Genomic DNA, 14057 nt, shown 5'->3' with positions numbered 1-14057 from the left:
GTGGGGGGAGGTGACAGTCCAGCCCTGAACCTGACCATCGCCCTTCGATTTTAGCCCGAATACCCACAATTTCTCTCTGTGCTTTTGCTACTATCCGCGCTCTTTTTATGAGGCCAGGCGTCGCCGTCAGGCGATGCCCACGTTTGGATAGATTTATGCATCAACAACTCAAGAAGATGAGCCTGATTGGGCTGATTCTGATGATCTTCACCTCGGTGTTTGGCTTTGCTAACAGCCCGTCGGCGTTTTATCTGATGGGCTATAGCGCGATGCCGTTTTATCTTTTTTCCGCTCTCTTTTTCTTTATTCCGTTCGCGCTGATGATGGCGGAGATGGGCTCAGCTTATCGTCGCGAAGAGGGCGGGATCTATTCCTGGATGAACCACAGCGTCGGGCCGCGCTTTGCCTTCATTGGCACCTTCATGTGGTTTGCCTCGTACGTAGTGTGGATGGTGAGTACCGCCGCTAAGATCTGGGTCCCGCTATCTACTTTTTTGTTTGGTGCGGACAAAACCCAGACCTGGGCGCTCGGTAGCCTGACGCCGACGCAGACGGTCGGTATTCTGGCAGCCTGTTGGATGGTCGTGGTGACCTTTATTGCCGTCAAAGGGATTAATAAAATCGCTAAAATTACCGCCGTCGGCGGTATCGCGGTGATGGGGTTGAACCTGGTGCTGCTGCTGGTGAGCGGGGCGATCCTTCTGCTTAACGGCGGTCATTTCGCCCAGCCGTTAAACTTCACCCTTTCGCCTAATCCCGGGTATCAGTCGGGCATGGCGATGCTGTCGTTTGTAGTGTTTGCCATCTTTGCCTACGGCGGAATTGAGGCGGTCGGCGGCTTAGTGGATAAGACCGATAAGCCGGAAAAGAACTTTGCCAAAGGCATTATCATCGCGGCGATCGTTATCTCGATCGGTTACTCGCTGGCGATTGTGCTGTGGGGCGTGAGTGCCAACTGGCAGCAGGTGCTTGGCGCGCGTTCGACCAACCTCGGTAACATCACCTATGTGCTGATGACCAGTCTCGGGACGACGCTGGGCCAGGCCCTGCACCTGACCCCTGCGGCGTCAGCCCTGACCGGGGTCTGGTTCGCCCGTATTACCGGCCTGTCGATGTTTCTCGCCTATACCGGCGCGTTCTTCACCCTCAGCTATTCTCCCCTGAAAGCGATTATCCAGGGCACGCCAAAAGCGCTCTGGCCGTCGGTGATGACCCGTCTCAACGTCAACGGCATGCCCGCCGCGGCGATGTGGCTGCAGTGTCTGCTGGTCGGGGTGTTTATCGTATTGGTATCGTTCGGTGGGGATAGCGCTTCCGCGTTTTATAACAAGCTGACGCTGATGGCCAATGTCTCTATGACCTTGCCTTATCTGTTCCTGACCATCGCCTTCCCGTTCTTCAAGGCGAAAACGCATCTTGACCGGCCGTTCGTGATCTTCAAAAACCGTTCGTCGATGCTGCTGGCGACCGGCGTGGTGCTGCTGGTGGTGACCTTCGCCAATATCTTCACCATTATCCAACCCGTCATCGACAGCGGGGACTGGAACAGCACCCTGTGGATGGTCGGTGGGCCGATCTTCTTCTCACTGCTGGCGCTGGGGATCTACGAAAGCTACCGTCGGCGCATGGCGTCCGGTGCGCTGGTGATGGAGAGTTAAAGAGCCTGCCCGGCGGTGCCGCCGGGCAGGGAAAGGTTTACAGGCTACCAGCCGTACGGCGGCTGGTTTTTCCGGCCGAGGTCATGGTTTTACTGCTTTGCCTGCCGTCGATACTTTCCAGACGCATCTGGAACGGAGGGAACGGCATATCAATGCCATGCTCGCGGAAGCCCGCCAGAATCAGCTGATGCATCTCATGGCGCAGCGGCATGCGGTGCCCCATTTCCGCGGCAAAAATACGTAACTCGAAAATCTGGATCCCTTGCTGCAGGTCGACGAGAAACGCCTCCGGCGCCGGGGTATCGATGACCAGCGAGCAGCGATGTGCGGCGGCAATAAGAATTTTCGTGACTTCGTCGGTATCAGCATCCACGGGCGCTGGCACCGTCAGCACCACGCGGGTAACCGAGTCCGACAGCGACCAGTTGATAAACTGTTCGGTAATGAACGCCTTGTTCGGCACGATAATCTCTTTCCGGTCCCAGTCGCTGATGGTGGTCGCACGGGTATTAATGCGGGTAACGCTGCCCGTCAGGTCGCGAATGGTGACCGTATCGCCGATGCGGATCGGCTTCTCAAACAGGATGATCAGGCCGGAGATAAAGTTGGCGAAGATCTCCTGCAGGCCAAACCCGAGACCCACACCCAGCGCGGCGACCAGCCACTGCAGCTTCGACCACTCAATACCGATCATTGAGAAGCCCACCAGCCCGCCGACCAGCATCAGCAGATACTTGGTGATGGTGGTGATGGCGTAGCCGGTGCCGGGCGTTAAATCAAGATGCTGGAGGATCGCCAGTTCCAGCAGCGCGGGCAGGTTGCGTACCAGCTGAGTGGTGATGATCAGCACCAGAATGGCAATCAACACCGCGCCAAGCGTAATAGGCTCAAGGCTTTCCACTCCTTGTACCGTTGAGGTCACATCCCACAGCGAGATATTCTCAAGGAAGCCAAACGCCGAGTGTATTTCCGACCACAGGACGATAACCGACAGCAACGCGATCAGCATCAGCAGAGAGCGTACAAGCCGCAGCGACTGGGTACTGATGGCATCGAGGTCGACCTCGCTGACCTCCGTCTCCACCGACCCTTCCGGGCTGCTGACGTGGACGGGCTCATCTTCGCCGCGGGCGCGCTGAGCGAGAATTTCTGCGCGACGATGGCGAGCCCGGTCGAAGGCCAGCCGGCGGCGCTGGATCAGCATCCAACGGCGGATGATGTGATAGACCACCAGCAGCAGGAACCAGATGGCGACCGAGGTTTCCAGACGGGCAAGCAGCGCCTGAGCGGTGGCGAGGTAGCCGACGGCGGCCGCCAGCATCGCCACCAGCGGTGCGCCAAGCATCAGGTTCCACAGCAGGCGGTTCACCATATTATCGCCATTCCCCTCTTTATCCAGATAGAGCGGAATACCGGCGTGCTTAAGGCTCAGGGTGACCACCGCCAGCGCGCCGCAGATCAACAGGAAGCACAGGCGGCCCAGCGAAGCGGAGAATTCGCGGTCGTTAAGATTATCGAACATGATCAGCGCCATAATCAGCGGCACAATCAGCCCGATGCTCATCAGGTAGTAGCGCATCGCTTTCGCCACGCGGCTACGCGGCCAGCCGAAGTGGGCGATAAACAGCCCGTTTGGCCGGGCGAAGGTAGCGCAGATCATCACCACCCACAGCAGAGGCACCGTCGCGGTGACTCCATCGCCAATCGCCACCGCCAGCGGGAAGGGCCAGGCGGACTGCAGACCATAGCCGAGCGTCATCCACAGCACCGGCAGCGGCGAAGCCACCAGTATCGACCAGAAGACCGTGCGCAGCGTCAGCCAGAAGTGATCCTGGGTGACTTTCCCCACCCGGGCGCTGGAGCGCTCAAGGAAGCGGGTGAAATGGCGCCGCGAGCTGATGCTAAAGCCAACCAGCAGCAGGGCGGCAAACAGCGGCAGCAGGGTCTCTTTACTGGTGAGCATCATCGCGCTGGCTTTACCCAGTTCGCTGATGGTATCCAGGGAGATCAGGCGCCGCAGATCCTGGACGATTTCCAGCGGCCAGGAGAAGCCGATGGGGCTGACGTCCGAAGTCCAGAACAGATAGCGGTGGGTGGCTTCGTTGATCTCCTTCAGCGCGTCTTCCAGCTGGCCGTTGGCGACCTTCAGCTTGGTGAGCTCCAGCATCAGGGTATCGCCGCCGCGCAGCAGCGAGTTCAACAGCTCGTTCTGCGTGCGCAGCTGCGCCTGCAGGATCTTGTTCTGCTCGCTGGTCAGCGGTTCGCCGTCGGCCTGGCGGATCTGCCGCAGCTGCGGCTGCTTACTGAGTAAATCCTCAAAGCGCAGACGCTGCACGCGCAGCTGCGCCATTTCGGTATCCAGCTGCTGCGGGCGAGGGCGTTCGGGCAGCCGCGCTACCTGGGCGCGCAGGGCTTCGCCCAGCAGATTGGAGGAGCCCAGCCACTGCGACTGCTCGCGCAGGGTGTTTAACGCCTGGCGCACCTGCAGCGTTTGATTCGTCGCCTGCCGCTGCTGGGACGCCACCAGATCCATGCGCTGCGCCTGTTGGTTTAGCGCCTGGGAGAGCTCTCGGTTGACCTTAAACTGGGCGGTGATGTCCGGCGGCAGGTTTTCACTGTTCTCCGCCAGCAGTTCGGTACTCTCAAGCGCCTTTTCCGCTTCCCGCTGGCGCTGGCTGTTTTGCAGATTGCGCAGCGCCTGCAGATAGGCATCCAGTTGTTCGCTCTGCTTTTGCGCCAGCTCGGAACGTGCGCGCGACAACTCCTGGCGGTTGTTGGCGGAGAGCTGGGCAAGGTCGAGTTCATCCACCAGCGCTTTCAGACGCGCCGATTCCGCCTGCAGGGCAAGATTTTGCGCCTGGGCGAGGGAGTTATTGCCGGTTTGTGTGCCGATGCGGCGCTCAACCTCATTGAGCTGACGACGGGCATCGGTTTGCTGCTGCGGCAGCTGGTTCAGGGAGTCGGCGATTTCACGCGCGCGATCCTGCTCCTGCTGCGCCTGGCGGCTCGATTCCAGCAGCTGGCTGCTGACCTGCAGGATCTCCTGGTTCAGCGCATCGGCGGTCAGGCCGGTTGGCACCTGGCGCGGTTCTTCGCTCAGATTGTTGAGCTGGGAGCGCAGGCTTTGAAACAGTTTGGGGAAATTATCGATAACGTCCTGATACTGACGGGCGCGCTCGAGGGACGACTTTTGCTCCTCAAGCGCGTTCAGCGCGGACTGCAGAACTTCAACGGTTTCAGGCTGGGCGGGCTTTGCCGCCTTCGCCTGTTCCAGTTCCTGGGTTATCTGTTTAGCATCCGGGGCTGTCGCAGCGTACGCCCCGAAACTGAGGCTCAAGGCCAACAGGAAAGTGTATATCAGGCGCACGGCATAACCCTTTTGCTGAAGAATTAACCTTGGTCTTGTTTATCGTCAACCAACGGGCTGGCGTGGTGTTCGGCGCGGATCTCTTCTTCCGGTAACGGCGCCGGTTCAGCGGCGGCGGTCGCTTCCACTGCTGTCGCCAGCGGTTGGCCGATCTTGGTCACGGACAGGCTTTGCAACGTGTCGACCAGCTTCACCTGGCCCGGAGCAAACAGATTGATCACGGTCGAACCCAGTTTGAAACGGCCCATCTCCTGGCCTTTCAGCAGGGCGATGGAGCCTTCGCTGTCGCCAGCGGGCCAGGTCCAGCGTTTAATAATACCTTCGCGCGGTGGGGTCACGGTGCCGGACCACACGGTCTCGATGCTGCCGACGATGGTTGCGCCCACCAGAATTTGCGCCATCGGGCCAAACTCAGTATCAAACAGGCAGATGACGCGCTCGTTACGGGCGAACAAGTTCGGGACGTTTTGCGCCGTCAGATGGTTAACCGAGAACAGATCGCCAGGAACGTAGATCATTTCGCGCAGGATGCCGTTGCACGGCATGTGTACGCGGTGATAGTCGCGCGGCGACAGATAGGTGGTGGCGAAGCTGCCGTTACGGAACAGGTCGGCCATCTGATAGTTGCCGGCCAGCAGGGCTTCCAGACTGTAGTCATGACCTTTAGCCTGCAGGATTTTATCGTCCTCAATGGCGCCAAGCTGGCTGATCACGCCATCGGCCGGCATTACCAGCACGTTGGGGTCGGTATTCAGCGGGCGAACGTCGTCGCGCAGCGGGCGCACGAAGAAATCGTTGAAGGTGCGATAAGCCGCGGTGTCCGGCTTCTGCGCCTCTTTCATATCGACCTTGTAGTATTTCACGAACAGATCGATGACCAGTTTCGTCAGCCAACCTGCGCGTTTGCTCGCACCCCAGCCTGCGAGGCGGGTGAGCCACAGTTTAGGCAGAATGTATTGCAGTGAAAGTTTAAGATCGTTTAACACAGTAGCCTCCAGGCCATGATATGTCGTTCCTGACCCCACCCGCGGGCGGGGACCTGAAAAAAGGGGACGATTCTATACGTAAATCTCGCCAAATGGCATCCACGTGAGCTGCATAATGATCGCGATCGGGCAGCGCCTGGCGTAAGGCCCAGCTTAATGATCAGTCATCGGACGAGGAAAAGTTTTTACGCGTTTTTACCTGTACCTGCGCCATGCTTTCCAGGATGCGGTGGTAGTTCTCAAAACGGCTTTCGGCGATTTTGCCGCTCTCTACCGCTTCGCGAAGCGCACAGCCAGGATCGGTATCGTGTTTACAGTCGCGATATTTGCAACGGCCTAGATAATCATGGAATTCGACAAAGCCGTTGGTGATTTGTTCCGCTTCCAGATGCCAAAGGCCGAACTCACGTACCCCCGGCGAATCAATCACATCGCCGCCGTGCGGGAAGTGGTAGAGGCGTGCCGCGGTGGTGGTGTGTTGGCCTAAGCCGGAAACGTCAGAGACATCATTGGTAAGGATCTGATCCTCGTTCAATCCGAGCAGGGCGTTGAGCAGGCTCGATTTACCGACCCCGGACTGCCCGGCGAAGATACTGATGCGGTCGGTCAGGGCGGCTTCCAGCGGCTTAAGGCCGTCCTGAGTACGACTGGAAACCAGCAGCACGCGATAACCGATGTTGCGGTAGATATCCATTTGCTCATTGACGAAGCGCAGACCATCGTCATCCAGCAGATCGATTTTATTCAGCACAATGAGCGGTTCGATATCCTGCGCTTCGCAGGCCACCAGATAGCGATCGATAATATTCAACGACAGCTCTGGCAGGATCGCGGAAACCACCACGATCTGATCGATATTGGCGGCAATAGGCTTCACGCCGTCGTAAAAATCCGGACGCGTCAGGACGGAGGCGCGATCGTGAACCGCCTCGACGATCCCTTTAACGTTTACGCCATCGGCGGCGTCTTTACCCGGTCGCCAGACCACGCGGTCGCCGGTCACCAGCGACCGGATTGTCCGGCGAATGTTGCAGCGATGCACGCTGCCGTCAGCGGATTCGACGTCGGCATGCATGCCAAAGCGACTGATGACAATGCCTTCGGACGTTTCGCCAAACAGGTTGTCATCGTAGTCGGCCTTCTCCGCAGTGGTTTTCAGACGGCGCTGGTGGTTGGCTTTGACGCGGCGCTGCTGGCCTTTGGAGAGTTTATTTTTACTCAATCGAACTGGCTCCTGGTCGCCCTGATGGGGCAAAACCTCTATGATACACGCTATTTTAGATGAATATAGTCACGCAAGAAGGGTGGAAAATAGCATGAGTGCAAATGAAAACAACCTCATTTGGATCGATCTTGAGATGACAGGGCTGGATCCGGAGCGCGATCGCATTATCGAAATCGCCACCCTGGTGACCGATGCCAACCTGAACATTTTGGCTGAGGGGCCGACCATCGCGGTGCATCAGTCAGACGCCCAACTGGCATTAATGGACGAGTGGAATGTGCGGACGCATACCGGCAGCGGTCTGGTGGATCGCGTAAAGGCCAGCACCGTCAGCGAGCACGATGCCGAACTGGCGACCATTGAGTTTCTTAAACAGTGGGTGCCGGCGGGCAAATCGCCGATCTGCGGCAACAGTATCGGCCAGGATCGTCGCTTCCTGTTTAAGTACATGCCGCAGCTGGAAGCCTATTTCCACTATCGCTATCTGGACGTCAGCACCCTGAAAGAGCTGGCTCGCCGCTGGAAGCCGGAAATTCTCGACGGCTTTAAAAAGCAGGGCACTCATCAGGCGATGGACGATATCCGCGAGTCGGTCGCCGAACTGGCTTACTATCGCGAACATTTCATTAAGCTGTAAACCGCGACCGGGCCTGGTGTGCGGCCCGGTATACTTTTCTGCGTTATTTAAACCACTTTTGCTGCATCTGCTGGAAGTCAGGCGTCGCCATGACCGCGGTCAGGGCATCGTTGATGGCGTTCAGCAGCTCAGGGTCGTCTTTGCGTACTGCAATCGCATACTGTTTACCGTAATAAGCCGGGTCGGTGGCCCGCTCATCCATGATGGCGTAGTCAGGGTTCTCTTGTTGCCAGGCGTCAAGGGTGGCGAAGTCGCCCATGACGCCGGTTATTTCGCCGGCTTTCAGTGCGGCCAGGGCGCTGGCGACATCGTCGTAAGGGACAGCCTGTACAGTTTTCTGCTTATCACGCAGGTAGCGCTGGTGAAGCGTGCCTTTCACCACACCGACTTTTTTAGCCTTCAGATCGGCAAAGGTATGGGCGACATCTTTGTGGACGATCACCACCCCGGAGAGGGCCTGGCGATAGGGACGGCTGAATGCGACCTGCTTCTCACGCATCGGGAGTACTTCCATGCCGGCAATCACCGCATCAAACTTCTTAAAGCGCAATGCCGGGATCAGTGTATCGAAACGCTGCGCTGTGAACTGGCACTGCGCCTGCATCTGCTGGCACAGGGCATGCGCGAGATCGATATCGAAGCCGACGGGCTGATTTTTACCGTTGGTGGTGACAAACGGCGGATTGGCCGTGCTGGTGCCAAAATGGAGCGTCTCGGCTGACGCGGTTCCGATGGTCAGCGTGCCCAGCAGCAGGACGGTGAGGACTTTTCTCATGCTAATTCCCTGTTTGGCGTCGTGGTGGCCTCGTTGTACGTCGCGCCACCGCAATATAATGCGAGCGATTTTGCGTCATTCAGCCGGGCGGAAAAAGCGATTTTGCCCGTTGTGACGCTTATTTATACAATTCAGCGGCGTAGATGGCGAGAAAATGTCCATTTAAACAAAAAACGCAAAAAAGTGATCGTCAGGGGGTTGCAGGGGCATCGAATTCTCGTATAATGCGCCTCCCGTAACGACGCAGAAATGCAAATTACGACGCCATCGAAATATGGCAAAAAATGCAGTAACGCGGGAATAGCTCAGTTGGTAGAGCACGACCTTGCCAAGGTCGGGGTCGCGAGTTCGAGTCTCGTTTCCCGCTCCAAAATTTGAAAGCACCATCCTTATCAAAGGATTTCATCTCGCAGATGCGGGGCGAAAGCCGAAGATTAAGCGGGAATAGCTCAGTTGGTAGAGCACGACCTTGCCAAGGTCGGGGTCGCGAGTTCGAGTCTCGTTTCCCGCTCCAAAATTTGAAAGACACACCACACCAGTCGCAGTTTTCAGGTTGCTACACGGTAGCTTGAATGACGATGATTAAGCGGGAATAGCTCAGTTGGTAGAGCACGACCTTGCCAAGGTCGGGGTCGCGAGTTCGAGTCTCGTTTCCCGCTCCAAATTTTCTTCCATCTCTTATTTATCCACAGTGCAATCCAGCGCCGGGGATGATTTTCGTTTGGTCTGCAGAAATACTGTGAACAGAGTTATCCACAGCTTGTCGTTTCGTCTTTGACGACGTAAATGCTTCGCTTTGTAAATAGTATCTTGTTATCTGGTTGAAATTTAACAATTAAATTTCATTTCGAAATGTTAATCCGATCACTTGACCTCGGTCTGCGCCTTGAAACGCAATGTGTTTTAGATTTTATTCACAGCCTGTGAATGAATCAGGCGTCCCGCGGCAAGCCTTTCTCTACCACCCTGACCAGACGTAATTTTTTCGGTAGCTGTACTTCGACTGCGTCGGCGCTCCGCTTTTTCAGTTGCTGGGCAATCGCCCACTCAATGTGTTCGTCGAGAAGCGGGTGCTCGCCCCGGCGGCTCTCCAGCGCGCGAAGATGGGCTTCATCCCAGGGCGCATTGCCCAGCGCGACGGCGATATTGCGCAGCCAGCGCAGGTGGCCAATGCGACGAATCGCTGACCCTTCGGTCACCTTTAGAAACCACGCTTCGCTCCAAGCGAACAGCTCTACCAGCGGCGGGGCATGTAGCGCTTTGCGTGGGCTGAAATCCTCTTCATCGGTGAGCTGTGAGAAACGGTTCCACGGACAGATCAGCTGGCAATCATCACAACCGTAAATACGGTTGCCGATAAGTGGACGGAACTCCTCGGGGATAGCGCCTTCCAGTTCGATGGTGAGATAAGAGATGCAGCGGCGGGCGTCGACGGTATAAGGCTCAACGATGGCCCCGGTGGGACAGATGGTCATGCAGGCAACGCAGCGCCCACACTCCTCCGCAACCGGGCTGTCGACCGGCAGGGGTAGGTCAATCAGCAGTTCGCCGAGGAAAAAGAATGAGCCGGCGTCGCGGCTTAAGATAAGTGAGTGCTTACCTGTCCAGCCAAGGCCCGCTTTTTCTGCGATTGGCCGTTCCAGGATAGGCGCGGAATCGACAAAAGGTCTAAAATTGAGCGAAGCACACTGTTCCTGAATCTTCTCCCCCAGTTTTTTCAGGCGATTACGTAGCAGCTTATGATAATCACGCCCGAGGGCATAACGGCTGACGTAACCCAGCGCGGGATCTTTCAGGGTGCGGGCAAAGGCGGCGTTGGCGGGCAGATAGTTCATCCGCACGCTGATGACGCGTAACGTACCGGGCAGCAATTCGTGGGGACGGGCGCGCATCATACCATGACGGGCCATCCACTCCATTTCGCCGTGGTATTGTTTATCCAGCCATGCCTGCAGTTTGGGTTCACTGGCGCTGAGGTCGGTATCGGCGATCCCCACCTGCTGGAACCCAAGCTCTGTGCCCCATTGTTTGATTTGTTGCGCTAACTGAACGAGATCGAGGGGCTGTGACATGATGGACCATACAATGACGAAAAACCCTGACAGTATACCATACAACATTTGGCCTGCGGAGGCGCTGCGCCTGGCCGAACGAGAGGCGGCGGACAGCCTGGGGCTGACGCTGTTCGAACTCATGCAGCGCGCGGGCGAGGCGGCCTTTCAACTGGCCAGCCGCGCTTATCCCGCCAGCGCGCACTGGCTGATCCTGTGCGGACATGGCAACAATGGCGGCGACGGATATGTCGTTGCGCGTCTGGCACAGGCCGCGGGGCGGCGGGTGACGCTGATGGCGGTGGAGAGTGACAGCCCGCTGCCGGAAGAGGCGCAGGCGGCGCGGGAGGCATGGCTTAACGCCGGCGGTGTGATCCATGCGGCGACCATCCCATGGCCCGACGATATCTCACTGATTATCGATGGCCTGCTCGGCACCGGTCTGCGCAGCGCGCCGCGCGATCCCGTTGCGGTGCTCATCCACCAGGCGAACCACCACCCGGCGCCGGTGGTGGCGCTGGATATCCCTTCCGGCCTGAACGCGCAGACGGGCGCGACGCCAGGCGCAGTGGTTCAGGCCGACCATACGCTGACCTTTATCGCCCTCAAACCGGGGCTGCTGACCGGCAAGGCGCGGGATGTCGTCGGGCAACTCCACCATCATGCGCTGGGGCTCGAACGCTGGCTCGCCGGACAAAGCACTCCTCTGACGCGGTTTTGCGCCGCCCACCTCGCCGACTGGCTGCCGCCGCGGCGGGCCACCTCCCATAAAGGCGATCACGGTAAACTGGTGATTGTCGGCGGCGATCGCGGCACGGCAGGCGCTATCCGTATGTGCGGTGAAGCGGCCCTACGCAGCGGCGCGGGACTGGTGCGAGTACTTACTCACCCGGATAACGTGGCACCCATTGTCACCGTACGGCCGGAATTAATGGTAGATGAGCTGACGCCGCAGACTCTGAAAGCCGCGCTGGAGTGGGCGGATGTGGTGGCGATTGGCCCCGGGCTGGGGCAGCGCGAATGGGGGCGCAGCGCCCTGCGTACGGTGGAAAGTTTTAACAAACCGATGGTCTGGGACGCCGACGCGCTGAACCTGCTGGCATTCAATCCCGATAAACGTCACAATCGCGTGCTAACGCCGCACCCCGGCGAAGCGGCCCGTCTGCTGAACGTCAGCGTGGCAGAAATTGAAAGCGATCGCTTACTTTCTGCGCAGCGTCTGGTAAAACGGTATGGCGGCGTGGTTGTGCTGAAAGGCGCGGGCACGGTGGTGGCTAGTGAAAGCGGGGCGATGGGCATTATCGATGCCGGCAATGCCGGGATGGCCAGCGGCGGGATGGGCGATGTGCTTACCGGCATTATTGCCGCATTGTTAGGACAGCACCTGACGCCGTATGATGCTGCCTGTGCCGGGTGCGTCGCTCATGGCGATGCCGCCGACCGACTGGCCGCCCGCGAGGGCACCCGCGGCATGCTGGCGACCGATCTCTTTTCCACGCTCAGGCGTGTTGTTAACCCGGATGTGATTGACGTAGACCATGATTAACCGAGTGATTCCTTTACCCGATGAGCAGGCCACGCTGGCCCTTGGCGACCGCATCGCGCAGGCCTGTACCGGCGCCACCGTGATTTATCTGTATGGTGATTTAGGCGCGGGGAAAACGACCTTCAGCCGCGGCTTTTTGCAGGCGCTCGGTCACCGCGGCAATGTCAAAAGCCCAACTTATACCCTGGTGGAGCCCTATACCCTCGAGAACCTGATGGTGTATCACTTCGATCTCTACCGTCTGGCGGATCCTGAGGAACTCGAATTTATGGGGATCCGTGATTATTTTGCCGACGATGCCATCTGCCTGGTGGAATGGCCGCAGCAAGGCGCAGGTGTCCTGCCTGACCCGGATGTTGAAATTCACCTTGATTACCAGGCACAAGGGCGTGAGGCACGCATTACCGCGGTCTCCTCACGGGGTGAGTCTTTACTGGCGCGTTTAGCCATTTAGCCTGAAGGATGACGGGATGAAGTATCGCATAACCACCTGGCTTGCCGCTGCGCTGATGCTGTCGAGTCTTCACGCCACTGCGGCGAGTTTATCCGATATCCAGGTCTCCAACGGGGACCAGCAGGCCCGTATTACTCTTAGCTTTGTCGGTGAACCGGAGTACTCTTTTACCCCGCAGGGCAAACGACTGGTGGCGCTGGATATCAAACAGAGCGGCGTATTGCAGGGACTACCGCTGCAGTTTAGCGGCAGCAACCTGGTGAAGAGCATTCGCGCCGGCACGCCGCAGGATACGCAGACGCTGCGTCTGCTGGTGGATCTGACGGAAGATGGCAAAACGCGGGCGGTGAAGCAGCAGAACGGGGCGAATTACACGGTGGTCTTTACCATCAATGCCGACGCGCCACCGCCGCCACCGCCGCCTCCCGTGGTGGTGAAACGGGCCGACCCGCCGCCGGTGATGCCATCCCGGACGACGACGCCAGGGCGTAACCCGTTCAGCTCGTCGGGCCATGAACGGCAGACGGTGATGACCAACAATCAGACCGTGACTCGCCCGGCGGCCCGCACGGTGTCGGCGGATGATAAGGTCATTATCGCCATCGATGCGGGACACGGCGGCCAGGATCCTGGGGCGATTGGCCCGAACGGCACCAAAGAGAAGAACGTGACTATCGCCATCGCACGCAAGCTGCGGGCGCTGCTGAGCGCCGATCCGCAGTTTAAGCCGGTGCTGACCCGCGACGGAGATTACTTTATTTCGGTGATGGGACGCTCGGACGTAGCGCGTAAGCAAAACGCCAATTTCCTCGTCTCTATCCACGCCGACGCCGCGCCAAACCGCGATGCGACCGGCGCCTCGGTGTGGGTGCTTTCGAACCGTCGCGCCAATAGCGAAATGGCTGGTTGGCTGGAACAGCATGAGAAACAGTCTGAACTGCTCGGCGGGGCGGGCGACGTGCTGGCAAACAGCCAGGCCGATCCCTACCTAAGCCAGGCGGTGCTGGATCTGCAGTTCGGTCATTCCCAGCGCGTCGGCTACGATGTAGCGACCAACGTGCTGAGCCAGCTGCAGCGCATTGGCAACCTGCACAAACGCCGCCCGGAGCATGCCAGCCTTGGCGTGCTGCGTTCGCCGGATATCCCGTCGATCCTCGTGGAAACGGGGTTTATCAGTAACAACGGCGAAGAGCGGCTGCTGGGGAGCGATGATTACCAGGAGCAGATCGCACAGGCGATTTATAATGGCCTGCGCAACTACTTTATGCAGCATCCGCTGCAGTCGGCGCCTCGCGGCGAGGCGGCGCAGACCGCCAGCGCTGCGGCGCCGGGCGGGATGTTGATTAACTAAGGAGCAG

10 protein-coding genes and 3 tRNA genes are annotated in these 14057 nt (G+C 58.6%); 8 read left to right on the top strand and 5 right to left on the bottom strand.

Annotated elements, in window-relative coordinates; translation table 11 throughout:
* Positions 1-155: 155 nt before the first annotated feature.
* Positions 156-1658: a glutamate/gamma-aminobutyrate family transporter YjeM gene (gene yjeM, locus LGL98_RS22910; RefSeq protein WP_136029892.1), complete on the top strand. Its 1503-nt coding sequence runs from the start codon at positions 156-158 to the stop codon at positions 1656-1658.
* Positions 1659-1695: 37 nt separating this feature from the next.
* Here yjeM and mscM read toward each other — a convergent pair whose 3' ends face one another.
* The 3 genes from mscM to rsgA form a co-directional block, all read right to left on the bottom strand.
* Positions 1696-5025, bottom strand: coding sequence for a miniconductance mechanosensitive channel MscM (gene mscM / locus LGL98_RS22905; RefSeq protein WP_136029894.1), 3330 nt, complete (start codon positions 5023-5025; stop codon positions 1696-1698).
* A gap of 23 nt (positions 5026-5048) precedes the next feature.
* Complete coding sequence (gene asd, locus LGL98_RS22900) at positions 5049-6011, bottom strand: archaetidylserine decarboxylase (protein WP_136029896.1); 963 nt, start codon at positions 6009-6011, stop codon at positions 5049-5051.
* A 160-nt stretch (positions 6012-6171) separates the two neighbouring features.
* Positions 6172-7233 (bottom strand): small ribosomal subunit biogenesis GTPase RsgA, encoded by a 1062-nt coding sequence (rsgA, locus tag LGL98_RS22895; protein WP_136029898.1) that lies wholly within the window; start codon positions 7231-7233, stop codon positions 6172-6174.
* Positions 7234-7327: 94 nt separating this feature from the next.
* Here rsgA and orn point away from each other — a divergent pair, with 94 nt between their 5' ends.
* Positions 7328-7873: an oligoribonuclease gene (orn, locus tag LGL98_RS22890; RefSeq protein ID WP_002885538.1), complete on the top strand. Its 546-nt coding sequence runs from the start codon at positions 7328-7330 to the stop codon at positions 7871-7873.
* 43 nt (positions 7874-7916) lie between these two features.
* Here orn and LGL98_RS22885 read toward each other — a convergent pair whose 3' ends face one another.
* On the bottom strand, positions 7917-8648 hold the full coding sequence (locus tag LGL98_RS22885) for a transporter substrate-binding domain-containing protein (protein ID WP_136029899.1): 732 nt from the start codon (positions 8646-8648) through the stop codon (positions 7917-7919).
* 294 nt (positions 8649-8942) lie between these two features.
* On the opposite strand from LGL98_RS22885, the gene LGL98_RS22880 reads away from it, so the two are divergent.
* From LGL98_RS22880 to LGL98_RS22870, 3 genes are all read left to right on the top strand, one after another.
* Positions 8943-9018 (top strand) — tRNA-Gly (locus LGL98_RS22880).
* Between the two features lie 68 nt (positions 9019-9086).
* Positions 9087-9162: transfer RNA gene (locus LGL98_RS22875), tRNA-Gly, on the top strand.
* 72 nt (positions 9163-9234) lie between these two features.
* Positions 9235-9310 (top strand) — tRNA-Gly (locus tag LGL98_RS22870).
* Between the two features lie 270 nt (positions 9311-9580).
* Here the strand turns inward: LGL98_RS22870 and queG are convergent.
* Positions 9581-10720 (bottom strand): tRNA epoxyqueuosine(34) reductase QueG, encoded by a 1140-nt coding sequence (gene queG, locus LGL98_RS22865; RefSeq protein WP_136030989.1) that lies wholly within the window; start codon positions 10718-10720, stop codon positions 9581-9583.
* Positions 10721-10733: 13 nt separating this feature from the next.
* Between queG and nnr the strand changes: the two genes are divergently transcribed.
* The 3 genes from nnr to amiB are packed head-to-tail and all read left to right on the top strand — an operon-like array spanning position 10734 to position 14050.
* Positions 10734-12245, top strand: coding sequence for a bifunctional ADP-dependent NAD(P)H-hydrate dehydratase/NAD(P)H-hydrate epimerase (nnr, locus tag LGL98_RS22860; protein ID WP_168435270.1), 1512 nt, complete (start codon positions 10734-10736; stop codon positions 12243-12245).
* Positions 12238-12699, top strand: coding sequence for a tRNA (adenosine(37)-N6)-threonylcarbamoyltransferase complex ATPase subunit type 1 TsaE (gene tsaE / locus LGL98_RS22855; RefSeq protein WP_136030986.1), 462 nt, complete (start codon positions 12238-12240; stop codon positions 12697-12699). Before nnr ends, tsaE begins: the two co-directional genes overlap by 8 nt.
* Positions 12700-12715: 16 nt before the next feature.
* The gene (amiB, locus tag LGL98_RS22850) at positions 12716-14050 is read left to right on the top strand and encodes an N-acetylmuramoyl-L-alanine amidase AmiB (protein WP_136030983.1); all 1335 of its coding nucleotides are present in this window, start codon (positions 12716-12718) and stop codon (positions 14048-14050) included.
* The last annotated feature ends 7 nt before the right edge of the window (positions 14051-14057 follow it).

It is taken from the genome of Klebsiella africana (assembly GCF_020526085.1).
GTDB classification, from domain to species: domain Bacteria; phylum Pseudomonadota; class Gammaproteobacteria; order Enterobacterales; family Enterobacteriaceae; genus Klebsiella; species Klebsiella africana.
This window is presented reverse-complemented; position numbering and strand designations above follow the sequence as displayed.